General features: G+C 51.1%; 8 protein-coding genes. All 8 read left to right on the top strand.

The features are described 5' to 3' along the window. The first annotated feature begins 225 nt into the window (after positions 1–225). The 8 genes from ACGHM3_RS03790 to ACGHM3_RS03825 all read left to right on the top strand — a co-directional run bounded on the left by ACGHM3_RS03790 (position 226) and on the right by ACGHM3_RS03825 (position 18,555). Positions 226–5,571 (top strand): Calx-beta domain-containing protein, encoded by a 5,346-nt coding sequence (locus ACGHM3_RS03790; RefSeq protein WP_345420289.1) that lies wholly within the window; start codon positions 226–228, stop codon positions 5,569–5,571. 462 nt (positions 5,572–6,033) lie between these two features. Then, positions 6,034–10,344 carry a Calx-beta domain-containing protein gene (locus ACGHM3_RS03795; protein ID WP_345420292.1) on the top strand — a complete coding sequence of 1,437 codons (4,311 nt, stop codon included), beginning with the start codon at positions 6,034–6,036 and terminating at the stop codon, positions 10,342–10,344. A gap of 162 nt (positions 10,345–10,506) precedes the next feature. Continuing rightward, complete coding sequence (locus tag ACGHM3_RS03800; protein WP_345420295.1) at positions 10,507–12,042, top strand: lipopolysaccharide biosynthesis protein; 1,536 nt, start codon at positions 10,507–10,509, stop codon at positions 12,040–12,042. A 20-nt stretch (positions 12,043–12,062) separates the two neighbouring features. Continuing rightward, entirely contained in the window at positions 12,063–13,613 is a 1,551-nt protein-coding gene (locus ACGHM3_RS03805) for a hypothetical protein (RefSeq protein WP_345420298.1), read from the top strand. Positions 13,614–14,070: 457 nt separating this feature from the next. After that, positions 14,071–15,102 (top strand): sulfotransferase, encoded by a 1,032-nt coding sequence (locus ACGHM3_RS03810; RefSeq protein WP_345420301.1) that lies wholly within the window; start codon positions 14,071–14,073, stop codon positions 15,100–15,102. Further along, positions 15,099–16,358: a glycosyltransferase family 4 protein gene (locus ACGHM3_RS03815; protein WP_345420304.1), complete on the top strand. Its 1,260-nt coding sequence runs from the start codon at positions 15,099–15,101 to the stop codon at positions 16,356–16,358. Before ACGHM3_RS03810 ends, ACGHM3_RS03815 begins: the two co-directional genes overlap by 4 nt. An 18-nt stretch (positions 16,359–16,376) precedes the next feature. Continuing rightward, positions 16,377–17,369: a sulfotransferase gene (locus tag ACGHM3_RS03820; RefSeq protein WP_345420307.1), complete on the top strand. Its 993-nt coding sequence runs from the start codon at positions 16,377–16,379 to the stop codon at positions 17,367–17,369. 37 nt (positions 17,370–17,406) lie between these two features. Next, complete coding sequence (locus ACGHM3_RS03825; RefSeq protein ID WP_345420310.1) at positions 17,407–18,555, top strand: DUF1972 domain-containing protein; 1,149 nt, start codon at positions 17,407–17,409, stop codon at positions 18,553–18,555. Positions 18,556–18,560 lie beyond the last annotated feature (5 nt).

Here is an 18,560-nt window from a genome sequence, read left to right on the forward strand (position 1 = left end):
TGAAGTCGTAGCACTCAATATTTTGCGTAGTGCTGCGACTAAGTTGGGTTCGGCATCATTGGTTGGTTTGTTTTGCAAGTCAACATCCTCGTGAGCCATGGCCTGTGTATTAGATATCGGGGGTAACAGCAGCCTGACAAAAACGCCTTATCTGGTGAGAAGGTTTCACTCTAAGGGCGTGAGTAAGCAAGGATGCTTAAAATCTATTTTTAGGGAGTTAGGGGTATGGCAAGTCGGATTTCTGCGGTTGTTGGTTTAGCAGCGGCACTGTCATTCACAAGCGCCAGCCAGGCGATTGAGTTTACCGAGGTGCAATCCAGTGCTTCCGGGTTGGATTATGTGGGCGAAAGTTGGGGTGCCTCTTGGGGGGATTTCAACGGCGACCGCTACCCGGATCTTTTTGTCAGCAATCACCGTGCTCGCCCTGGCGTATACCGTAACAATGGCGACGGCACCTTCACCGATATCATCCTGCAGTTTGATAGCACCTCCTCTTGGCTAGATTTCCCTTGGGCCGATACCCACGCCGGCTCCTTTGGCGATTTTGACAACAACGGCGTGCAAGATCTGCTGGTGCTTAGCGGTAATCGTTTCCCTGCCTATTTATTCCATAACAAGGGTGCCGGCTTATCGGTAGATGAAACCGTCGCCCGTGGCTTCCCCGACGATGCCGAAGGCCGCACCGCCACGTGGATAGATTACGACAACGATGGCGAGTTAGACGTCATCATCAACAACCGTGCGCCCAATATTTTTGTTGAACAAACCGCTGGCAATTTTGCAGTGGCCACAAGTTACGTGGGCTTAGACAGCCGAGAGACGAATTTTGGCATTCTCTCGGATATGGATAACGACAATAACTTGGAGTTTTTGTCGATATCCGAAGGCGATTTCCCTGAAAAAGTTTACAAAACCGATTCCATTCCTTTTTTGGATATAACCAGCCAATTTCCTACCAATGGCCTTGTGTTGGATGCCGCTTTTACCGATTTTGACAACAACTTAGTACCGGATATTTTGCTGGTGCGGGGCAATCTGCGCCCCAACCAAGCACTTAAGGTAATTGATGCGCCCGCCGGCGATGTGGACACAGTGGAAGCCTGGCTAGCAGGGGGCTCGTCTACGGGTACCCGCAGCGTAATTATCCCCTCTACTAATCCCGTAACGATTACTCTTTATACAACGCAAATTGGTAATTCCCGAGTTTATATCGGCTCTGGCGGCTATCACCCTACCAGCAGTACCTTCACATTAGACCCAACCCTTGCTTCAGACCAAGGCGTGCCGGTATACGATGAAACCACCGATCAAGGCTATTACATTGGTTACGATACGGTTAACAGTCAGTGGGTGATTGATATGTCGCCCGGCTCTGCCAGCACCCGTGGCTACCTTGCGGTGGAAGGTGTTGATTTGGGCGATCCAACCGTGCCCGATTTGGCCACCGGCGATTTAGAACTAGAGCCAAAACTGTTTATGAACTCCGGCACTAGCTTTGTCGATACCAACGGCGTTGGGTTAAATGTGCCAATGTCTTGTATCTCGCTGACCACAGGCGATTTTGACAACGACATGGACCAAGATATTTACATCGTATGCCGCAACGGCATTGAGAATATCACTAACCGCCTATTTGAGAATTTAGGCAACGGTACGTTCCAAGAGGTTACTAGCTTCGGTGCGGAAGGTGCTATTGGTGCTGGTTTGCCCTCCGGGGCTGGCGTGGGTGAAAACGTGGTTGCCGCTGACTACGACCTAGATGGTTGGTTGGACTTATTCGTAGTAAACGGCCTGTTGATGAACCCATTGCGAGTGGGTGGGCCAGACCAGCTGTTTAGAAATACCTCCGGGGCAACCAATACCAACCGTTATTTACTGTTGGATTTAAAGGGCACTGTGTCTAATCGCGATGCTATCGGCGCTAAGGTTTATATCACTGCAGGTGGTGTTACCCAGCTGCGAGAAATGGGCGGTAACTACCACCGCTGGGCGCAAAATCACCAGCGGTTGCACGTTGGCCTTGGCCAAAATACAGTTGCAGATATCGAAGTTATATGGCCCAACGGTGAGACCGATACATTCACCAGTGTTGCCGCTAACGACTTGTATGAAATAACCCAGGGCAGCAGCGGTAACCAAACTGGTGCCATCGCTGCAGTCGCGCCTACAGCTTTGCCAAGTTTTAGAGACGCGCAGCCCGGTGATGAATGCGGTGTGCGGCCAGAGGACCAGCCAGACGTTACCTTCCCCTACCATTTCGACCCAGAGCAAGACCGTGCCTTGTTTATATGGAAAGATTGCGCCGGCACTGGCGATTGGTTTGTGCGCTCCACCGCCGGCAATGGCAATGGTATTCAATACCAAGGCCAGCTGGTGACCAACGCCCAGTTTTCCAACGTTGCTGGATTTAGCTTAGAAGACAACAACGACGTGCTGGATGCCAGCAGCCCGGAGTTGATTGACTTCTTTATGCGTATGTCCGGTGCTGGGGTAGATGGCTTTGACTTTACCTTGGCAGATACCGCTTCAGCCTGTTTAAACATGACGGATATGCCTGCGGGTGGCCAGGTGCTGTTAGGGCAAACCCATTTGCCCATTTCTACGCCCATCAATTTAAGTACCTTAAGTACCTGTATTGATATTTCTGTTGACGATGTTCTCGTCGGCGAAGGCGAAGGCTTTGGCCAAGTAACGGTAAGCCTCTCTGCCCCAAGCTCGGTTGCGGTAACCGTAGACTACGCAGCCGTTAGTGGTACCGCAGAAGCAAATATCGACTTTGCATCCACGGCTGGCACCATTACCTTTGCAGCCGGTGAAACCAGCAAAACCATTGCGGTAACCATTACTCAGGATGCAATCCAAGAGGGCGAAGAAACCTTCTCAGTAGAGTTAAGCAATGCTACCGGTGCGTTTATTTTAGACGGCCAGGGTACTGTGACTATTGTGGATGACGAAACCTGTGTGGAGTGCGGTGACCCAGCCGTAGATCGCTTCAGTGAGCAAGGCATCTTTTTGTGGAAGAATTTTGATACCGGTGTTTGGTCTGTTTATGTTTCCGCAGGGGGTGACCCAGACGGCGTGGATTACAGTGGCACCATCAGCTCCAGTGCCGCCTTTAATAGCGTGGTAGGTGACAGTATTGAGGCCAACGATACGCTGGATTACATCACCAGCCCGGATACCATCGATTACAACCTAAGGGCTTGGAATAACGCCTACGATGCCTTTGATTTTCTGCCTGCCGAGGGTTCCTATACCTGTTTCACTCCGGCCAGTTCTCCAATCTATGTGGGAGAAGACAGAACTCCAATTTCGGGCGCGTTTAATTTAGAAAACCTGCAGAGCTGTACCACCGGTATCACTGTGAGTGATATTTCAGTTAGCGAAGGTGCTGGTGTTGCTAATTTTACTGTGGAGCTTACCCAAGCCAGCGCCAGTACTGTTACCGTGGAATATTCGACGGCAGATGGTACCGCCACAGGTGGTGAGGATTACGTTGCAGTTACAACACCGCAGGTGCTTACTTTTAATCCTGGGGAGATATCTAAGGCTGTTGCTATTAGCTTAATAGATGATTCTGTGGTTGAGGGCAGTGAGAGCTTTGTCTTGTCTTTAAGTAACGCAGTGAGCGGCACTCTTACGAATGCATCGGCGCAAGCTACGATTTTAGATAATGATGTGTCTAACGCATCTTGCGGCGAGCCTTCCTACAATGGGGCGACGGAAAAGGCCCTATTTATTTGGAAAGACTGTAATACAGGCGTTTGGAAAATTCGGTCAACTTCAGGAGGGGCGGGTAGTCTAGTCGGCTATGAAGGGGCTGTGTCCACCACGAGTGGGTTCGAATTTGTTCAAGAAGTTAGCTTAGAGAGTTCCGATTTGGTCGACTCTACAACTGACACATCTAAGATAGATTTTTACATGGAAATGTGGCGTCATTCCTACGACGGTTTTGATTTTAAGCCGAATGTTGAGGTGGGAGCATGTCTAACGCTTGAAGATCTTCCAGTCGGTGCATCTATTCTTTTGGGTGCGAATAAAACTCAGGTTTCTACGCCACTTGATCTAAATACTTTAGGAGCCTGCGATTTACCGATAGCTGTAATTATCGGCGATGTTGAAGTTAGTGAGAGGGATGCGACTGCAGATGTTGTGGTGGAACTCACCGGGCAAAGTTCTAACGTCGTTACCGTTGAGTACAGAACCTTATCAGGTAGCGCGGAAGGTGGTTTGGATTATGTCGAAGTCGAATTGGCAAGCACTCTTACTTTCAATCCCGGAGATATGTCAAAGATAGTTACGATAGACCTAATCGACGACACTGAGTTTGAAGGTGAGGAGAGTTTCAGTGTTATTCTTGAAAATGCAGTTAACGCTACTGTCGAGGCCAATTTTGCTCAAGTTACAATTTTAGATGACGAGGCAAGTCCGGCCTGCGCCGCGCCCAGTTATAATGGGGCTGCTGAAAGGGCGTTGTTTGTTTGGAAAGATTGTGCTTCCGGAGTGTGGAGTGTTCGCGCCACTTCTGGTGGTGCCGGTAGTTTGGTTGGATACGAGGGGGAAGTGTCCACTGCAAGCGGATTTGAATTGGTCCAAGGTGTAAGTTTAGAGAGTTCGGATTCGGTTGATTCCATTGCCGACCCCTCAAGAATAGATTTCTATATGGAAATGTGGCGGCACTCGTATGATGGTTTCGATTTTAAGCCGATCGAAGAGACGGGTTCGTGCTTGTCGATAGGTGAATCTCCAGATGGAGCCTTGATACTTGTGGGTGAATCTAAGATCGAAGTTTCTTCGCCGCTGGACTTAAATACTCTGGGTCCATGCGAATTGCCCATAGTGCTAACTGTTGTCGATGTGGAGGTCGATGAGAGTGAGTTGACCGCAACTGTGATCGCACAGCTGTCAGCGGAAAGCACGGACTTCGTTACCGTAGCGTACCGTACTGAGCCTGGCAGTGCTGAGGGTGGTTTGGATTACGTCGACATTACATCGATGCAAACCCTGACTTTCAGTCCTGGAGAGACGTCTAAATCTATAGTAATTGATATTGTAGATGATGCCGTATACGAAGGTGAGGAGGACTTTACTGTAGTCTTTGAAAATCCAGTAAATGTAGAGCTTGCTGCTACGTCCGCTAGAGTAAAAATTCTTGATGATGAAGTTAGTCCGGCATGTCTATCGCCTAGCTATAATGGTGCAACTGAGAAAGCGCTATTTGTCTGGAAGGATTGTGCCACTGGTGTTTGGAGTGTCAGGGCTACGTCAGGAGGTGCTAGTTCACTGATTGCGTTTGAGGGGATGGTAGATAGCGTTAGTGGATTTGAATCAGTTGAGGAGGTGAGTTTGGAAAGCTCCGACGAAGTTGATTACACCACTAATACCTCTAGGATAGATTTTTACATGGAAATGTGGCGGCATTCGCAAGATGGTTTCGACTTTAAGCCGGTAAAGGAATCCGAGTCTTGTATTTACTTAGATAGCCCAGGGAATACACCGATACTTATAGGTGAGGAGAAGTTGGTTGTAACCTCGCCGGTAAACTTAAACACCCTCCAAGCTTGTCCTTAGTTTGCGATCTTGGAGGCAAGTTTCTGGGCAGAACATCAGATACTAGCTGGAGCTTTTAAGCCTCCAATCATTTTTCGTGGCGTTGTGCTGCTTGATGGCACATTTGTATACTTGGTGTGTCGCGTGCCCGCTGAACACCTGCGGGCGCGCTTGTTTTTCATGTGCAGCAGTAGTCATTCTTGGCTTATGTGCGTATCAATTGAACTATTCCCCTCCTATAATCGTTGCGCCGCGGGTTAGGCTTAAGTCGTGAAAGCCTCTGTCAGCTGTGCTTTTAGATTTGTCAACACGTTTCTTGAAACTGTCTGGCGGCGCTTATGAGTGGGCGGTAGGGCTGACCTGCACAATCTTGCATGTGCGTCAAGCTCAAAGTGCACGTATAATTTCCTTGCTCTGTATTCATGTATCAGCGCAGTCACATTCATTGGCATAAAGCAAAGTTTGCTGTGGTTTATTCCCTAAATGTTCGAATTCAGTAAGATCAAAGCTTCTCTCCAGTCTTCTCATACGCCCATCCAACGTTCAGCGGCCATACTCGCATTAGGGCTTTTCGCTTCGCCGAGCTATGGTATTGAGTTTGCCGAAATCCAACCCAGCACCTCCGGCCTAACCTACGTCGGAGAATCCTGGGGCGCATCTTGGGGCGACTTCAACGGCGATCGCTACCCCGACATCTACGTCAGTAACCACCGCTCCCGCCCCAGTATTTGGCGCAACAACGGCGATGGCACTTTTACCGATATCGTTCTGCAGTTTGATTCCAGCGCTAGCTGGCTGGATTTCCCATGGGCCGATACCCATGCTGGGGCTTGGGGGGATTTTGATAATAACGGGGTGCAGGATTTGTTGGTGCTGAGTGGCGCTAACTTTCCGCCCTATTTGTACCACAACAAAGGTGTGGGTATTGCGGTTGATGAAACTGTTAGCCGTGGGTTCCCCGATGATTTGGAAGGGCGCACGGCCACTTGGATTGACTATGATAATGACGGAGAGCTGGACGTTATTATCAATAACCGGGCGCCGAATCAGCTGATTGAGCAAATCAGCGGCAGCTTTTTTGATGCTACCACCACGGTAGGCTTGGCCAGCGAGCGCACCAATTTTGGTGTGTTATCGGATATGGATAACGACCAAAACCTGGAGTTTTTGTCCATCTCTGAGGGGGATTTCCCAGAGAAGGTCTACAAAACCGATACTGTTCCCTTTTTAGACATTACCAGCAGTTTTCCTACCAATGGCTTGGTGTTGGATGCGGCGTTTACCGATTTTGATAACAACCTAGTGCCGGATATCTTGCTGGTGCGCGGCAACCTGCGCCCCAACCAGGCGCTAAAGGTTAGCGATGCCGAGGTGGGCGAAACCGATACCGTTGAAGCCTGGTTGGCTACTGGGCCTGAGACCGGTACCCGCAGCCTAATTGTGCCCAGCCAAAACCCGGTGGTTGTTTCTATTTATACCCAATTGGGCTTGCCGGTAATCAATATTGGCGCTAACGGCCGTAACCCTGCGGACTTTGTGTTTACCTTGGACCCAGCCCTGGCCGAAGACCAAGGTTTTGCCGCCTTTGATGAAACCACAGAGCAAGGCTTTTATGTGGGCTACGATACCGCCAATGGCCAATGGCGGGTGGATATGTCGCCGGGCCCTTTGAGTACCCGTGGCTACATCACCATTGAGGGGGTTGATTTGGGTGACCCCACCATACCGGACTTAGCTACCGGTGATGGCGACATTGTGCCCAAACTGTTTATGAACGATGGCATCAACTTTACCGACGTGAGCGGTGTTGGGCTGAGCATTCCTGTGTCTTGTGTGTCTGTGGTTACCGGCGACTTTGATAACGACATGGATCAAGACATTTACATGGTGTGCCGCAACGGCATTGAGAACATTGCCAACAAGCTGTACGAAAACCTAGGCAATGGTACCTTCCAAGAGGCCGCGGGTTTTGGGGCCGAGGGCGCAATTGGTGCCGGCCTTGCCGTTGGTGCCGGTGTGGGTGAGAACGTTGTTACCGCGGATTACGACCTCGACGGCTGGCTAGATTTATTTGTGGTAAACGGTTTGTTGATGAACCCGCTGCGTGTGGGCGGGCCGGATCAGCTGTTTAAAAATACCTCGGGCAACAGCAGCACCAACCGCCACCTGTTGTTGGATTTAAAAGGCACGGTATCGAATAGCGATGCCATCGGCGCCAAGGTGTACATCACTGCTGGTGGCGTAACCCAGTTGCGCGAAATGGGTGGCAACTATCACCGTTGGGCGCAAAACCACCAGCGTTTGCATGTAGGCTTGGGCCAAAACGACAGTGCCGATATTCAAGTCATTTGGCCCAACGGCGAAACAGACAGCTTTACCAGCGTCGCCGCCAACGACCTGTACGAAATTACCCAGGGCACAAGCGGCAGCCAAACCGGCGCTATTGCCGCCGCAGCGCCCACCGCGCTGCCGGTATTCCCCACTGCAGCACCGGGCGATGAGTGTGGCGTGCACCCGGATGATCAGCCAGAGGATTTCCCCTACCGGTTTGATCCGGAGCGCGACCGTGCTTTCTTCGTATGGAAAGACTGCGCCAACACCGGCCGGTGGTTTGTACGCACCTCTGCCGGCAACGGCGAGCCCGCAGAGTATCAGGGCCAAATCGTCACCAATGCTGAATTTACCAACATCAGCGAATTCAGCTACGAGCCCAGCACCGATGTGTTAGACACCACAGAACCCAACACCCTCGATTTTATCATGCGCATGTCTGGCTCCGGCGTGGACGGCTTTGGCTTTGATATCCCCGATACCGCCGACGCTTGTTTAACCTTACCGGCGGTGCCTGCAGGGGCTCAGGTGTTGGTAGGGCAAGCACACTTGCCCATCACTACGCCAATTAACCTCAGCACCATGGGTGCTTGTATTGATATCGCCATAGAAGAAACTGTGGTGGGTGAGGAGACCGGTACGGCAGCGGTTTCTGTTAATTTAAGTGCTCCTAGCTCGGTAGAAGTAAATGTGGATTACACCATGCAATCGGTTACCGCCTTGGCCGATAGCGACTTCACCGCCGGTGCCGGAACCGTAACCTTCGCACCGGGTGAAACCAGCCAAACTATCTCCGTGGCCGTTATCCAAGATGCGCTGCAAGAGGACGATGAAACCTTCATCGTTGAGCTCAGCAATGCTTCCGGCGGTTTTATGACCACCGCCCAGGGCTTGGTTACCATTGTTGATGATGAGGTCTGTGTTGAATGCGGCCAGCCAGAAATCGAAACGGCCACGGAGCCGGCCATCTACCTGTGGAGGGATTTCTACAGTGAGGAATGGACGGTTTACGTCAATGGCGCTGGTGGCAGTGCGACAACGTTCGCCGGAACCATCAGCTCCACGGCAGCCTTTACTGCAGTGGCAGGCGATGGAGTAGAGGCAGAGGACTCATTGGATTTCACCTCCAATGCGGCTGCCATTCAATACCAGCTCTCGGTTAACCCGGATACCTACGATGCAATAACATTTACGCCGGAAGAAGGCGCCTACACCTGTTTCAATGCCACAAGCCCCAGCGAAGTGTTGGTGGGTGAAGATCAAACCCCAATCAGCGGGGCCTTCAACCTGGCAACGCTGGAGCCTTGCACAAACAACCTTGGCGTAAGCGATATCTCTGTGGGTGAGGGCGATGGCGTTGCCGTGTTTACCGTGGCGCTGACCTATGCCGCCCAAGATGCAGTCACCGTGGAATATCGCACAACCCCTGGCACGGCCACCGAGGGCGAGGACTTTGTAGCCGTAACAGAGCCGCAATTGCTGACATTTGAGCCAGGCGAAACCACTAAAACCGTTGAAGTTCAAATTGTGCAAGACGACAGCGCCGAGTTGGACGAAACCTTTGTGTTGACGTTAAGCAACCCTATAAACGCACAGCTGGCCAACGAGTCTGCCACAGTCACGATTTTGGACGATGAATCCAACAGAATCAGTGTGGATGATATTTCGGTGCTTGAGGGCGATGGCTTGGCTACCTTCACGCTGACGTTAGCCTACGCCACTGACGATGCCGTAACCGTGGATTACGCCACGCTGGCCGATACCGCTACCGGCGGGGAAGACTTCTTTGAGATAACGACGCCACAAACGCTAGCGTTTAACCCCGGCGAAACGTCAGCTACCGTGTCTATCGAAATCATCGACGATGCCGCATTGGAGGCAGAAGAGGCCTTCTCGTTGGTGCTGAGTAACCCGGTGAATGCATCGCTAAACAACGATACCGCCGTTGCGACCATTGTGGATAACGAGAGTAATAGCATTCAAACCAGCGATATTTCCGTGGGTGAGGGTGATGGTGTTGCCAACTTTACCTTGACCCTAGCCTATGCCAGCGTAGAGCCGGTTACAGTGGAGTACACCGTCACCTCGGGCGCGGCTACTGGCGGGGCGGATTTTGTGGCAGTTACAGATCCACAAACCCTGACCTTTAACCCAGGTGAAACCACCCAAACCATCGCTGTGGAGTTGATTCAGGACACCGAGGCAGAAGCCGAGGAAACCTTTGTGCTCACCCTAAGCAACCCGGTGAACTCGGCGTTGGTGAGTGCTACGGCTGAAGCAACTATTACGGATGACGATTCGTCAGGCTCCGGTGGTGATGGGGGGGGGGCTGGCTCTGGCGGTTCTTCTGGCGGTGGTGGCGGTAGTACCGGGATACTAATGCTATTGTTGCTGCTTGGCCCATTGGCCCGCCGTCTAAAACAGGCCCGTATAAAGCAAACGCCTATAAAACGGACTCATTGACGAGTAACCTAGCCCCATCAAAGCGCAGGCCATCGGCACGATTGTAATATCAATCCGCTAATGCTGCACTTAGGCTGTCATTCGTGGCAGCCTTACTCTATATTTGCCTGCAACTTTAATTTGCCAACAACCTTAATAAGCCCTCCCCAAGACCTGCAAAGTATGGCCCCAGAGATTAATTCTAAAAAAAGCTATGGCTTTGCCGCCATCAGTAAAAGCCTAAAGCCCTTTTTAATCGGTAAGGGGGTAAGGCTGTTTGTTTCCGTAGCGGTTATTTTGCTGTTGGCCCGGGTGTTGGAAGAGGCCCAATACGCGGTGTACGTTTCTCTCACTGCTTTGGTAACCATTGTTGGTGCGGTGTCCTCCATCGGCATTCAGCAGAGCATGTTGCGCTACATCCCGGAGCTGCGCGCTTCGGGTAATAACCAGGCCATGTATTGGATGTTTATCCGCGGCATGTTGTTGCGTGTGGGTTTGGTGGGCATTGTTTTGCTTATCGGCATTCCTTTCGCGTTTAAGTATGGCCATAACCTCGGCCTGGACGACTGGCTGTGGGTGGTGCCTTGGTACGCTGGGGTTGGAGTACTGCGTTTGGGGGCTTTGTCTCTGTCGCAATCGTTAGAAGCCTTACTGTGGCAAAAGCAAGCGCAGTACGGCATGGCTATTGGTGGCTTTGTACGGCTGATGGGCATAGTGCTAGTGATGCAGTTTGGCCAGTTGGATCTATGGGCCGTGGTGCTGATTGAACTGGTTTCTGAGGGCTTGTCGCTGGTGATTATGACGGCGGGCTGGTTTGCCATGCGTTCGGCGGACGTTCACAAACAAGACGGTAGCCTTGAATGGTGGCCAGAAAACCGCAAGCGTGTGTATCGCTTTGGGGCTTGGAGCGGGCTAATGAACCAAACTCGCATGCTCTACGGCAGCTCCCCCAACCGCTTGATGACGGCGCACTATTTGGGCAGTGCTGATTTGGCGCTGTTTGGCTTTGCGGACAGCCTGAACAACCTGGCGACGCGGTTAATGCCCACCAAAATGATGATGAGCATGATCCGGCCGGTGTTTATTGCCAAGTATTCTGAAGAGCAGGATTTTAGCCTGCTGTCGGATTTGTCCAACCTTGTGTATCGGTTGAACTTAAGTCTGCTGGCGCTGCCCATAGCTCTGCTCTTGGTGGCCGGTGAGCCGGTACTTAGTTGGTTAACCGCCGGTAAATACGGTGAGGCGGCTTATTTATTAGCAGGCTTTTTGGCTTTGATGCTAACCGAGGGCATGCGCACCACCTTGGAGTTACTGGTGCAGGCGGTGGAGAAAAACCAGATTCTGCTCACCAATTTAATTCAGTCGGTGTCGCTTTTTGTCGCCATTCCACTATTCCCCATATTGGGTTTGTGGGCACTGATTGTGGTGAATCTTTTGGGCACCATGGTGGCGAACTTTATTGTGGTGTATTTGTTAGGTAGGCACGGCCATGATTTTAAATTCGACTGGGCCTTATCTGCCTTGGTTACCGGCTATGCAGCGGTGGCAGGTGGATTGGGGTATTGGGTGCTTACACTAAGTGGCTCTTATATTGCGGCCGCGTTGGTAACCACCGTAGTGTTTGCCATAGGCATGGTTGTTAAGCCACCCTTGCGGCAAACAGAGAAAGACATGCTGATGAAGCTGATCCGCTCTCAGCGCAAGCCGCGCATAACCTAATGCGGGGTAGGAGTAGATCGATGAAAAAACTATTGTGTGCGTTGGCGGTTTTGGCGGCAAGCCAATTTTCCCAAGCAGAGATAAAACCCATCGGTGGAATTAACGTAAAGCCCGCCGATGCAATCACCATTAAAGTGAAACCCAACTCCGTTTTGCGAGAGCAATTCCCGGAGACCTTCTTCGGGTTTAACATCAACTTTAAGTCTTTCCAAGACCAATTGTGGGATGGCACACAGCACCAGGTATACCCCAAGGTGCTGCGAGATTTAAGCCAATTTAAACCTGCTGTCTATCGCTACCCGGGCGGATTGGTTGGTAACTCTTTCTCGTGGGATGATGCTATCGGCGCGTTATCCTCTCGTCGCCTGCAAGACACTATTTTTAAATCGCCTCCCAAAAAAGCGTACTTTGGTGTAGACGAATATTTGCGCTTTTTAGATGAGGTTGGTGGTGAGTTTTTGTATGTGCTTAATATTGTTAACACCAACCCGCTAAAGCCGCTTGATGAAGCGCCTATTGAAGACGTAGCGGCCAAAAACAAAGCGCTGGCAGAGTACCTGGTAAAAAAAATGGGTAGCCAGCCGCGCTATTACCAACTGGGTAATGAGTTAGACCGCAGCAAATACGAGTGGGCGCCAGAAAAATACGCAGCCCGTGCCAAGGCAGTGGCGGATGCTATTCGCTCGGTGGATAAAGACGCTCATTTTATTGCTTTTATGCGCGATTTCACCTGGACGTATAAAAAAGATAAATCCCGCGGTGTGAGCTCCCCCGATAGCTATTTAAAATCGGCAATGAATGACCTGCCAGGCATTGATATTTATTCTGTGCATCACTACTACAACGGCAAGCGTGAGGATCATCGTTCGCGGGCTATATCGTTTTGGATGCGCCATCTAGAGCAAAGCATTAAGAGTTATCAGCAGTTGCGCGGTAACGACCCTGAGGTATGGATTACCGAGCACGCCCGGCAAATGAGCAGTGCCAAGCCCACTAAAGATTTAACCGTGCAATACACCAGTAATTTGGGGGGTGCCTTGGCCACGGCGGATTACCTCATAACTTTAGCTCAGGTGCCACAGGTGAAAAGTACCGTGTGGCATGCCTTAAATGCCGGCCCATGGCAGATGTTTGATGCCACCGTTAAACATAAAGATTTGCGGCCGCGGCCAATTTATTACGGCTTTAGGACGTTGCAGCAAATGGATCTGCCCATGGTGCTGGATACGCGCACGGCGAGTACCAACGTTAGTGGTAACCAAAATGGGTACGATGTGCGAGCGGTGGGCTTTACGGATGCAAACATGCAAACCTTGGGTTTGTGGGCGGTAAACCACTCAAGCCAGCCGCAAACCGTTACCGTGCAATTTAATCCGCTGAAGTCCCAGGCGGTGAATATAGATCGCTGGTTTATTTCCGGCCCTAAAGGCATCAGCCCAGATGATTTAAGCCTAGAGTTAAGCGAAGGAATGCAAACAAGCTCCGGTAAAGGCAGCTTTGCCGCGGACGGCACCATTACCCTGGAGCTGCCGCCTACATCAGTGTCTACTATTAAGATCAATCCCTCTTAGGTTTTGGCCCAGCCTCTTTGTTGCGCGGCAATGCCTGTTGTGCGGCTGAGGGGGCTGAATGGCCCATTCGCCTAATTAAACAAAGCTTTTACACTCGTGGCCTTTTCATTGCGTGGCGTTGTGGTTAGAGTCCGGATGTCGGCCAAAAGCTAGCTGCCTGTTGTAGTAACAATCAATCAAAATGGCGCGGCGCTAATCGCCGACCAGTGGTCGCTTCCGTGGCGCTGTTCAGTACGGGTTGTTAATTTCTTATGTTATAATCGCGCCACCTGTTTCACAGGGATTTTGTGATTAGCATTTTGTACAGAAGCTAAGTCTGATACGCACACTGTACCGTGCATTTAAAGCAGGTCGACCAACTACACTGTTGCCTTGGTAGGACAAAGGCCCGGTGCTTGTTGTTCTATCTGGCGTTTATATCAAAAAGGATTGGTGATTTTTCGCCGCGCAAACCACTATGGATTCCACACCTGCATTCTCTGACATACCGATGATATTTGTAACGGGTGCTTCGCGCTCCGGTACAACCATGCTGAGTAGAATGTTTGGCTTGCACAGTCAAGTGTGCGGCTTTAAAGAGTTGCACTGTTTTGGCGAGCTAATTCCCAACCACGCCCTAGATGCCACTTTGAGTAAAGCGGATGGTGTACAGCTGTGCGCCAAGCTTATTGCCCGCAGTAAGCGAGATATCTGGGGCGATGTAGAGCAATCTGATATAGCGCAAGCCGAAAAATTAATGGAAGGTTATGCTGGCTCTTTAAAGGCGGGCGATATCGCTGCCTGCGCCTTCGATTTTATCGCCAAGAGCCAAGGCAAAACCGTGCCCTGTGAGCAAACCCCGCGCAATATCTTCTACGCTAAACAGTTGCTGGATTTTTATCCTAGCCTTCACATAGTGCACATTGTGCGCGACCCGCGGGATGTTTTGGCATCGCAGAAAAACCGCTGGAAGCGCAAACGCTTTGGCGGCGATAACATTCCTTGGTCTGAGATTATCCGTGTATGGTGCAACTACCACCCGCACACCATTACCAAACTCTGGAAACAAGCCAATAATTTGGCTCTGGGCATAGAAGGCCACGAGCGTTTTCACATGCTGCGCTTTGAGGATGTGATCGAATCCCCAGAGGCCACAGTGAAGGCTGCGGCGCAAGCCACCGGAGTGGCCTTTGAACCAGCCATGTTGCAAATTGCTCAGGTGGGTTCATCGCATAAAACCAATGCCGATAGCACTTTGGGGGTGGCAAAAACCGCCCTCAACCGCTGGCAAAAAACGTTGTCCCCAGGGGAGATCGCCATCTGCGAAAGTGTGGCAAGCCAGCCGGCGATGGAGAAGTTTGGTTACCAAACCAGCCCGCCGATTTCTAAATTTAGCCTATCCTTCATTAAACAAATTCTAAAATACCCGGTGCATGTGGTTGGCGTGTTGGCGTCTAACCCCAAGCGTGCCTGGATATTACTGCAAGCAGCCGTGGTGAAACGTAAGTGAGTTCCGAAAAGCAACCGAGACTGTTGTCACTCAACAGTTACCACTACAAGCGTGGTGGCTCCGACGCCGTGTATTTTGAGCACGATGCATTGTTCCGTGCCAAGGGTTGGGATACTGGCTTTTTTTCCATGCATCACCCCAGCAACGAATCCACCCCCTGGGATAAGTATTTCGTTGATGAAATTGAGTTTGGCTCGGATTACGGCGTGGTGGATAAACTCAAAATGGCGGGGAAAATTATTTACTCCACCGAGGCCAATGCCAAGCTGCAAACACTGATCGACAACTGGCGACCAGATGTCGCCCACGCCCATTGCATCTATCACCACCTGTCGCCGTCGGTTTTACGACTGTTAAAAAGCAACGGCATTCCCACGGTGATGACCGCCCACGATTTAAAACTGGCCTGCCCCGCCTATAAAATGCTGAACAGCAACGGCATTTGCGAGAAGTGTAAGGGCGGCAACCTGTTGCACGTGGCTAAAAATCGCTGCCTGCACGGATCCTTGGTGGTCAGCTCGCTGGTGATGATTGAATCTATGGTTCACAAATCCTTACGCTTGTACAAGAACAACTTGGATAAAATCGTGGTGCCCAGCCGATTCTTCGGCGAAAAACTGCAAGAGTGGGGTTGGGATGCCAACCAACTGGTGTACATTCCCAACTACGTGGATGCCAGCGCCTACGAGCCAGTGTATGAGCCAGGAGAATACCTACTTTACTTTGGTCGATTGGCGCCAGAGAAAGGCCTCGCCACATTACTGCGCGCAAATGCCACAGCTGGCACCACGCTGAAACTGGTAGGTACCGGCCCCGAGGAAGAGAACCTCAAGCAGTTGGCCGCTGAGGTGGGCGGCAATGTAGAGTTTTTAGGCTTTTGCAACAAAGAAACGCTTTGGCCCATCGTAAAAGGTAGCCGCGCCGTTGTTCTACCCTCGGAATGGTATGAAAACGCGCCAATGAGCCTGCTCGAGGCCAATGGCCTGGGTAAAATTGTGGTAGGGGCTAGGATTGGCGGTATTCCAGAGATGATCGAGCACGATAGCACCGGTTATCTGTTTGAAAGCGGCAATCAAGAGCAGCTAGCGGAAGTACTATCGCAGCTAAAAACCATGCCAGATTCTAAATTAATGACCATGGGCCGGGCGGCACGGGCCAACGTGGCCGAAAATTTCACCATAGAGCGTTACGCCGCGGCAATGGAAGAACTCTATGCCTCTTTAGGCGTTGCCACGGCGCTGCCGGCGGCAAGCTAAATTTACGGATTTCCACCTATGATAGGACAGCTGGACAAAACCTACCTTACCTACAGCAAGCGCAGTGTGGCCCACCGCCTGGTAAGTTACTTTTTGTTTGAGGGGCGCCCACATACCACCAAAGGGCAGTGGATAAACCCGTTTGTGAATGCCTTTTTGCGCACCTTGGCTTTAGTGCCGGGTGAGCCTATTCCTGATCGGCCCATTTACATAACGGGTTTGGGGCGCTCTGGTACCACCATTTTGGGTAAAGTGCTGTCTTTGCATGAGCAAGTGGGTTTCTTAAACGAGCCTAAAATGATGTGGGCCATTGCCGACCCAAAGACAGATGTGTGTGGCGACTATGTGCAGCAGGGCGGCCGCTTTTTGCTAAGTGGTAGCGACGTGCCAGAGGGCGCACCCAGCAAAGTGCAGCGCATTTTGGCGCGTTATGCGTCTTTAACCGGAGTAGAGCGCCCGCTCGATAAATATCCGGAGTTTATCTTTCGGGTCGATTACCTAAAACAGGTTTTGCCTAACGCCAAGGTAGTGTTTATCTCTCGCAACGGTTGCGATGCGGTGGCCTCTGTGGCGCATTGGTCGCAAGATAAGGGCGTTAACGTGGGTGAGCGTACCGATGACTGGTGGGGCCGCGGCGATGTTAAGTGGACTTACCTGTGTGAGCAAATCATCAGCCAGCAGCCCGAGTATGCTGCGGTTGCGAACGTTGATCTGAAAACCATGGATCACACCAATCGCGCTGCTTTAGAGTGGATAATTACCATGCGCCAGGGATTGGTCGCCAAAGCTCAGATGCCAGATGACATCTACCACATCAAATACGAAGAGCTGGTGAAAGCACCCAAGGAACAGATGATTCGCCTTTTGGAGGCGTGTGAGTTGCCGATGTCAGACGATGTGCTGACCTACGCAAAAGATGTTCTATACGATCGGCCGCGCAAAGATAAGCCAGAGCTTATGCCAGATATTTCCAAGCTATTCGATGAAACCATGAGCCAGTTGGGCTACTAATTCAAATGAAACAGACAATCTCAATTTGGGGTATGTAATGTCACGGAAGAAACAGTTATTCATTCACGGAATACGAGGTATACCAGCCTCTCACGGTGGGTTTGAAACCTTCACCGAAAAGCTGGCGCCCTACCTGGTAGACAATGGATGGGACGTCACTGTTTACTGCCAAGAGCACGGCGAAGGCGAGTGGTACGACGGCGAATGGAATGGCGTTAAAACCATTCACGTACCGGTAAAAGACGATGGCGCCAAGGGCTCTATCATCTTCGATTGGCTCACAGTAAAAGACGCCATTAAAAAAGATGGCCTAAACCTTACCTTGGGTTACAACACCGCCATTTACGCTGCCATATTCCGCTTAAAAGGTAAAACCAATGTCTTCAATATGGATGGCATTGAGTGGAAGCGCCAAAAATGGGGCACACTGGCTAAAATTTGGTTCTTTATCAACGAGTGCGCTGGTAATTGGCTGGGCAACCATTTAATCGCCGATCACCCGCAAATCAAAACCCACCTGCAAGCTCGGGTGAGCGGTAAAAAGATCACGGTTATCCCCTATGGCGCGGATCGCCACGATACCGCTGATGCATCTGTGTTGCCGGAATACGGCCTAACGGAGAAGGGCTTTTACCTGGTGGTGGCGCGGCCAGAGCCAGAGAACTCGATTCTGGAGATCGTCAGCGCCTATTCCTCCCGGGAGCGCAACTACCCCTTAGTGGTGTTGGGTAACTTTGATACGGAAAACAACGCCTATCACAAGAAGGTGGTAGAGGCTGCCAACGATGGCGTTAAATTTGTGGGTGCTATCTACGACCAAACCATCGTTAACGCGTTCCGCTTCTATACCCGCGGTTATATCCACGGCCACCAGGTGGGTGGAACCAACCCATCGTTGGTAGAAACCCTAGGCTGTGGCTCGCCGGTACTGGCCCACAACAACCGCTTCAACCGATGGGTAGCGGGCGAGGGCGCCAAGTATTTCCAAGATCAATTTGAGTGCAAAGCTATGATTGATCAAATGGACGCCAGCGACGAGCACATAGAGCCCATGCGCCAAGCCAGTTACCAGCGGCACAGTGAAGAATTCCAGTGGGAGATGGTAATGTCGGCTTATAATGAGTTGTTAACCGCATGGTACGACCGCACCGAGCAGTCTTCCGTGCAGTATGAGGCGCAGAAATAAGCGGC

This window comes from Halioxenophilus aromaticivorans, assembly GCF_042850945.1.
GTDB classification, from domain to species: Bacteria; Pseudomonadota; Gammaproteobacteria; order Pseudomonadales; family Cellvibrionaceae; genus Halioxenophilus; species Halioxenophilus aromaticivorans.